Annotated in this window: 6 protein-coding genes; 2 read left to right on the forward strand and 4 right to left on the reverse strand. The window is 64.4% G+C overall.

The annotated features are described in order from the left end of the window. Positions 1–258: 258 nt before the first annotated feature. The 4 genes from hisN to ACKUUH_RS16860 form a co-directional block, all read right to left on the reverse strand. On the reverse strand, positions 259–1068 hold the full coding sequence (gene hisN / locus ACKUUH_RS16845) for a histidinol-phosphatase (RefSeq protein ID WP_407951048.1): 810 nt from the start codon (positions 1066–1068) through the stop codon (positions 259–261). Positions 1069–1276: 208 nt separating this feature from the next. Continuing rightward, a complete protein-coding gene (locus ACKUUH_RS16850) occupies positions 1277–2281 on the reverse strand; it encodes an amidohydrolase family protein (RefSeq protein WP_407951049.1) in 1005 nt (334 codons plus the stop codon). Between the two features lie 75 nt (positions 2282–2356). Then, the gene (typA, locus tag ACKUUH_RS16855; RefSeq protein ID WP_407951050.1) at positions 2357–4213 is read right to left on the reverse strand and encodes a translational GTPase TypA; all 1857 of its coding nucleotides are present in this window, start codon (positions 4211–4213) and stop codon (positions 2357–2359) included. A 317-nt stretch (positions 4214–4530) separates the two neighbouring features. After that, positions 4531–5112: a YceI family protein gene (locus ACKUUH_RS16860; RefSeq protein WP_407951051.1), complete on the reverse strand. Its 582-nt coding sequence runs from the start codon at positions 5110–5112 to the stop codon at positions 4531–4533. 141 nt (positions 5113–5253) lie between these two features. Between ACKUUH_RS16860 and ACKUUH_RS16865 the strand changes: the two genes are divergently transcribed. Both ACKUUH_RS16865 and ACKUUH_RS16870 read left to right on the forward strand, forming a co-directional pair. Then, on the forward strand, positions 5254–6516 hold the full coding sequence (locus ACKUUH_RS16865; RefSeq protein ID WP_407951052.1) for an MFS transporter: 1263 nt from the start codon (positions 5254–5256) through the stop codon (positions 6514–6516). A 15-nt stretch (positions 6517–6531) separates the two neighbouring features. Next, a complete protein-coding gene (locus ACKUUH_RS16870) occupies positions 6532–7080 on the forward strand; it encodes a pyridoxamine 5'-phosphate oxidase family protein (RefSeq protein WP_407951053.1) in 549 nt (182 codons plus the stop codon). The last annotated feature ends 198 nt before the right edge of the window (positions 7081–7278 follow it).

The raw sequence follows: 7278 nt of genomic DNA on the forward strand, positions 1-7278 counted from the left end.
CCATCTGCTTCATCGAAACCTCCCTGATGACAAAAACAGGGAATCATCAATCAACACCAGCCGCCACCCTCTTTTGCAGAGAAATCCTTGGGGAGGGTCAAACGGCCCAGTTTGCAGCTTGTCTGCAAAGACAGACAAGAATGGGCCGTTTGGGGCGGGGGGCGTGGATACGAAGTCACCCCGCCCCGAAATTTGTTTCGCTTGCGCTCACAAATTATCGACCCTCCCCGAAGGGGAGGGTGGCAGAGGACATGTAGCTCAGTCGTTCGCCGCCTGTTCGAGGATCTTCAGCGCCGCTTCATGCAGTTCGTGATTGGCGGCCGCCACCACCTGTCCGCCTTCCTGCGCATCGCCGCCCGACCAGCTCGTCACGATGCCGCCCGCATTTTCGATCACGGGGATCAGCGCCTGGATGTCATAGGGCTGCAAGCCGCTCTCGATCACGAGGTCGAGCGTGCCGGCCGCGAGCAGGCAGTAGAAATAGCAGTCGCCGCCGAAGCGCCTGAGCCGCACCTTCGACGATATCTCGCGGAAGGCCGCCTTCTCGTCGTCGAGATGGAACATGGCGGGATCGGTATTGCCGATCAGCGCCTCCTCGAGTTTCGTGCAGGCGCTGGTTTTGAGCGGCATGGTGCCCATCGGGCCGATCAGCTCGCTGCCGCCCGGCCGTCCCACGAAGCGCTCGCCGATATAAGGCTGGTCCATCAGGCCGATCACGGGCCGCTCGCCATCGTTGAGCGCGATCAGCGTTCCCCAGAGCGGCACGCCGGAAATGAAGCTCCGCGTGCCGTCGATCGGGTCGAGCACCCAGGTGAGGCCGCTCGTGCCCGCTTCGTGCCCGTGTTCCTCGCCGAGGATGCCGTGGTCGGGATAGCGCTCTGCAATGAGTTTCCTGATCGCCTCCTCGCCGTCCCGGTCCGCCGCCGTCACCGGGTCGAAGGCGAAGCGGCCGCGCTTGTTGTCGACCGCCAGCCCCGAGCGGAAATGCGGCAGCGTCACGGCCGAGGCGGCATCGGCCAGTTCCAGCGCGAAGGCGGCGAGTTCGTCGATATCCTGCGGGGAGAGCATGCGTTTCCTTCATTCACCGAAGAGGAGCGTTCGTTTTCCAACACCATATACAAAAAACCCACCCTCCCCTCGGGGAGGGTCGAAAAATTCGAACAGCATGTGAAGAATTTTTCGGGGCGGGGGGATGTCGAAGCCCGGCCCCCGCCCCAAACGGCTTGCAGCCGTTTGACCCTCCCCAAGGGGAGGGTGGTTTGCTCCAGGAATGCGCTCACGCCAGCCGGTAAACCCGCTTCGCCGTATCGTGAAACAGCGATGCCTTCTCCGCCTCGCTGAAGCCCTTGGCGATCTTCTTGAAGGCGTTCCACAAGACGCCATAGGAGCAGGAGAGCTTGTCCACGGGGAAGTTGCTCTCGAACATGCAGCGCTCCGTGCCGAAGACGTCGATCGAATGCAGATACCAGTCGCGCGTCGCCGCCACGAGTTCGTCCGAGGTCGGCGGCAGGTCGCGCTTGTGCCAGCCGAAGCCGTTCACCGCCATGTTGATGCCGCCGAGCTTCGCCACCACGTTCGGGCAGGTGGCGAGTTCCGCCACATCCTTCTTCCACTGTGCGAGAATCTCCACCCGCTTGCCCTCGTAAGGGCCGATGCCGATGGGCCCGCCGAAATGATCGAAGACGATCGTCGTCTCGGGGTTCGCGCGCGCCAGCGCCGTCAGTTCGGGAATCTGCGTGTGATAGAGCCAGGCATCGAAGCTGAGCCCGTATTTCGCCAGCCGCGCATAGCCCTCGCGAAATGCGGGCAGGCCCAGCAGCCCCTTGGGCGGCAGCGTATGCGAGGCGCGCACATCCGGGCTGTCGTCGAAGGCCGAGGCATGGCGGATGCCGCGGAAGCGGGCGGGCGCCACGGCGATATGCGCCTCCAGTACCTCGTCCACCGCCTTGCCGAGGCGCAAATCGGCAAAGCCGACGATTGCCGCCGCCACGCGCGTCTCCCCGAAGCCGCCGCTCGCCGATTTTGCGGCGATGCCGTTCACATATTCCGTCTCGCCGACGGGCTTCAGCGCGTCGGGGCCGCCTGCGCGATACATCGACTTGCACTCGACGAAGACGGTCGCGCGGATGTTGTGGCCCTGCGCCACGTCGGCCATCAGCTCGTCGAGTTCGTAGCGCGAGCCCGGATGGTCCCAGAGGTGATGATGCGGGTCGATGATGGGAAGCGCCGGCTCCAGCGCCTCTTCCCTCACCTTTGCCAGCCACTCCGCGTTCCCGGCCATGTCTCCCTCCTCCCCTTGTTCTTGTTGCGGAGGAGAGTGGCATCGGTCGGGATGCGAGGCAAATGCGCAGGTGCCTTACCCGGCCCGCGCGTATTTCTTGCGCTCGTTCGGGTCGAGGTAGCGCTTCCTGAGCCGGATCGATTTCGGCGTCACTTCCACCAGTTCGTCCTGCTCGATATAGGCAATCGCCTGTTCGAGCGTCAGCGGCCGCGGCGGCGTCAGGCGCACCGCTTCGTCCTTCGAGGTCGTGCGGATGTTGGTGAGCTGCTTCGCCTTCAGCGGGTTCACGATCAGGTCGTCGGGGCGGGCGTTCTCGCCGATGATCATGCCCTCATAGACCTTCACGCCCGGCTGGATGAAGAGCACGCCGCGCTCCTCGATATACCAGAGGGCGTAAGGCACGGTGTCGCCCGCGCCGTTCGAGATCAGCACGCCGTTGCGCCGTCCTTCGATCTCGCCGCGATAGGGTTCGTAGGCATGGAAGATGCGGTTCATCACGCCGGTGCCGCGCGTATCGGTCAGGAACTCGCCGTGATAGCCGATGAGGCCGCGCGAGGGGCAATGGAAGATGATGCGCGTCTTGCCGGCGCCCGTCGGGCGCATGTCGATCATCTCGCCCTTGCGGTTCGAGATCTTCTCGATGACGACGCCGGTATATTCGTCGTCGACGTCCACGGTCGCTTCCTCGATGGGTTCGAGGCGCTGGCCGTTCTCGTCTTCGCGATAGAGCACGCGGGGCCTTGAGATCGAAAGCTCGAAGCCTTCGCGGCGCATGTTCTCGATGAGAACGCCGAGCTGAAGTTCGCCGCGGCCGGCCACTTCGAAGGCGTCGCGGCTCTCGCTGTCCGACACCTTGATGGCGACGTTCGATTCCGCTTCCTTCATCAGCCGTTCGCGGATAACGCGCGACTGCACCTTCGAGCCTTCGCGGCCGGCAAGCGGGCTGTCATTGATCGAAACGGTGATCGAGAGCGTCGGCGGGTCGATGGGGAGCGCGGTAATGGCCTCCGTCACGGCCGCGTCGCAGATCGTGTCGGCGACGGTGCCTTCCTGAAGCCCGGCGATGGCGACGATGTCGCCTGCCTTGGCTTCCTCGACGGGAATGCGCTGGATGCCGCGGAAGGCGAGCACCTTGCTGATGCGGCCCCTCTCCACGGTCGCGACCTCGCCGCCTTTCGGCTGGCGCAGCACCTGCACGGCCATGTTCGGCTTCACCGCACCTTTTTCGATGCGGCCGGTGAGAATGCGTCCGAGATAGGGGTCGGCCTCGATCGTCGTCACCAGCATCGCGAAGGGCTCTTCCTGCGAGCCGTCGGTCAGCGCGGCGGGCGCCGGGAAGTGGCTCAGTATCTTCGCGAAGAGCGGCTTCATGCCGTTGTCCTTCGCGTCCGGCGCGTTCAGGTCTTCGGCCGCCCAGCCCTGCCTCGCCGAGGCGAAGATGGTCGGGAAGTCGAGCTGCTCGTCGGTGGCGCCCAGCGCCGCGAAGAGGTCGAAGGCCTCGATATGCACTTCGTCGGGGCGTGCGTCCGTCCGGTCCACCTTGTTGATGAGCACGATGGGCTTGAGGCCCAGCGCCAGCGCCTTCGAGGTCACGAATTTCGTCTGCGGCAGCGGGCCTTCGGCCGCGTCCACCAGCAGCACCACGCCGTCCACCATCGAGAGAATACGCTCCACCTCGCCGCCGAAGTCGGCATGGCCGGGCGTGTCGATGATGTTGATGCGGGTATGCGCGCCGTCCTGCTCCCAGTCCACGCTGGTGCATTTGGCGAGAATGGTGATGCCGCGCTCGCGCTCCAGGTCGTTCGAGTCCATCACGCGTTCGGCAACCTGCTGGTTGTCGCGGAAGGTGCCGGACTGGCGCAGGAGCTGGTCGACCAGCGTCGTCTTCCCATGGTCGACATGGGCGATGATCGCGATATTCCGAATAGACATATGTTCCGCCGGGGCATGGGCGTTTTCAGGAAAGGAGCCGCCCGATTTGAAAAAGGGGGCCTTCCGTCCGAAAAACGCGGCAAATAGGGAATCCAGCGGCCCAGCCTCGCGAAGTCAGAGGGGCGCGGGGGCGGCCGGAAAATTGGCCGCGTTATAGCCGCTTGGGCCCTTTTCCACAAGGTTTCCTTCGCGGCTGCGGAAATCCCCCCGAGGACAGGGTTAACCTTGCCAAAACCGGCTCGCCCGGCGTGCCAGTGCGGGGCGGGCAGAAAAGCCGCCCCGCGACCGCAAGGTCTGCGCCTTCGAGGAAGCTTGTCCTACTGCTTATGCGCCTCGAAGGAGATCGTGACCGGCATTTCGTCGCCGATCATCGCCGTCCATTTGTCCATGCCGTAGTCGGAGCGCTTCAGGGTCGTCGTGGCGTCGAAGCCGATCACCTCGATCTTCTCCTCGGTCATCGGATAGGTGCCCTTCTGGGTGAAGGTCGTGTCAAGCGTCACGGGCTTCGTCACGCCATGCAGCGTGAGGTCGCCGGTGATCTTGCCGGTCTTCTCGCCGGTCCGTTCGATCGATGTCGACTTGAAGCTCATCTCCGGATATTCGGCGACATTCAGCAGGTCTTCGCCGCGCACATGTTCGTCGCGTTCCTTGTGGCCGGTATCGACGCTTGCCGGATCGATCTTCACCTCGACGGAGCTCGCCTCGGGGTTCTCCTCGTCGAACTCGATCGTGCCGCTCACATCGTTGAAGCGGCCATAGGTGGTCGAGAATCCGAGATGGTTCACCTCGAAGCCGACATACACATGCGAGGTGTCGATCTTCCAGGTGTCGGCGGCAAGCGCGGGGCTCGCGAGAATGGCGAGGGCGGCGGCGGTTGCGGCAATCCTGTTCGTCTTCATGCGGGGGGCCTCCGGTACAAGTAGGGATTGCATGAGGATAGAGGCTCATGCGCGCGGGGCAAGTTTCCCTCTCGTTTCGTGTGGAAAGCCTTGCAAAATTGGCACTGGCGGAAGCGGCCGGATTCCCTCTTAATCCCGGCCATGTCCGACGCCCGCAAGCCCGCTTCCCGCCTTTATGTCGTCTCGCTCGTCGGCATTCTGTGCCTCGTCTACACGGTGAGCCAGTTCCTGCGCTCGTCCACCGGCGTCATCGCGCCCAATCTCGCCGCCGATCTCGGCCTTCAGCCCGAAGGGCTCGGCATCCTGTCGGGGGCCTTCTTCCTCTCCTTCGCCGTGGCGCAGATACCGGTCGGCATCCTGCTCGACCGCTATGGCGCGCGGCTCACCATGATCGGTTCGGTCGGCGTCGCCATTCTCGGCTGCTTCGTCTTCGCCGCGGCAAGGAGCGAGGCGGGGCTGACGCTTGCGCGCGTGCTCATGGGGCTCGGCTGTTCGGCCATGCTCATGGGCCCGCTCATGATCTATCGCCGCTGGTTCCCGGCGGACCGCTTCGCCATGCTGTCGGGCCTGCAGATTTCCATCGGCACGGTCGGCGCGCTGATGGCGACGGCGCCGCTCGCCTTTGCGACGGAACTCGCAGGCTGGCGGGCGAGCTTCGTCGGCGCGGGTCTCGTCACGCTGGTGCTTGCCATCGCCATGGGGCTCATTGCGCGCGACGTGCCGCCCGGCCATGCGCGCCCGCACCGTTCCACCGAGACACTGACGCAGAGCCTTGGCGGCATCGCCGAAGTCATGCGCAAGCGCAGCGTCTGGCCGCTCTTCGTCATGATCTCTTGCGGATATGCCTCCTTCGCCGCCGTGCAGACGCTCTGGGCCTCGCCCTATCTCGCCGACGTTCACGGGCTCGATCTCACGGCGCGCGGCAATGTCCTTCTCGGCATCACCGGCGGCCAGATCGTCGGTCTTCTCGTCTGGGGCTATGGCGAGCGCGTCTTCGGCAGCATCAAGAAGCCGATCGTGGCGGGCGCCGCGCTGTCGGCCTCGATCCTCGCCCTGCTCGGCATTCTGGATACGCCGCCGCTCTGGCTCGTCACTTTGCTTTTCGTGATTTTCGGTCTCAATGCGGGCTACACGCCGCTGCTGCTGGCGCATGGCCGCCTCATCTTCCCGGACAGGCTGGCGGGGCGCGGCATCACGTTGCTCAATTTCGGCAACATGGCGGGCGTCTTCGTGCTGCAGGGCCTCACCGGCGCGCTGATCGGCCAGTTGAGCCGTGCAGGCATCGCGCCGGAACTCGGCTACCGCGCCACATTCGGCGCGCTCGCGCTCGTGCTCGTCGCGGCGCTTGCCTATTATTCCACCATCCCCGACACGAATTCCCGCGCGCTTGTCGAGGGCGACTGAAAAAGGAGATAGAGCATGGCGAAGCAGTTTCCGGCGCTCACGCCAGAGTTGAAGGATTTCATCGGGCGCCAGCACATCTTCTTCACGGCCTCGGCGACGGCGGACAGCCGCATCAACCTCTCGCCCAAGGGGCTCGGCGGGTTTCGCATCACCGGCGACAATGAAGTCGTCTTCCTCAATCTCACCGGCATCGGCAACGAGACGGCGGCGCATATGCTCGCCGATGGCCGCCTCACCATCATGTTCTGCGCCTTCGAGGGCCCGCCCATGATCCTGCGTCTCTACGGGCGCGGGCGTTGCGCCGCGCGCGGTTCGGACGAATATGCGCGTTATCTCGCCTCCGCCTTCGAGGGAAAGGAGCCCGCCGGCGCGCGCCAGATCGTCATCCAGGAGATCGACCTCGTGCAGACCTCCTGCGGCTTCGGCGTGCCGCTCCACGACTACAGGCAAGAACGCCCGTCGCTTGTCCGCTGGGCGGAAACGAAAGGCGAGGACGGCATCGCGGACTACTGGCGCGAAAAGAACATGGTGAGCATGGACGGGCTCACGACGGGCATGGATTGATCCTTCTGCCTCTCCCCGTCATTGCGAGGAGCCCCCGGGTCCGCGCTAGCGCGCGGGCCGAGGACAGGCTCCGCGAGGACGCAATCCAGACAAGAGCCCTGTGTGTTCCGGAGAACAACAATATCCGTCATGACCCGCTTCATGCCACTGCTGTCCGGTTTAATTTTCAATCCCGAATTTAACCGTCATGACCCGGCC

It is taken from the genome of Parvibaculum sp., assembly GCF_045863935.1.
Lineage (GTDB): Bacteria > Pseudomonadota > Alphaproteobacteria > Parvibaculales > Parvibaculaceae > Parvibaculum.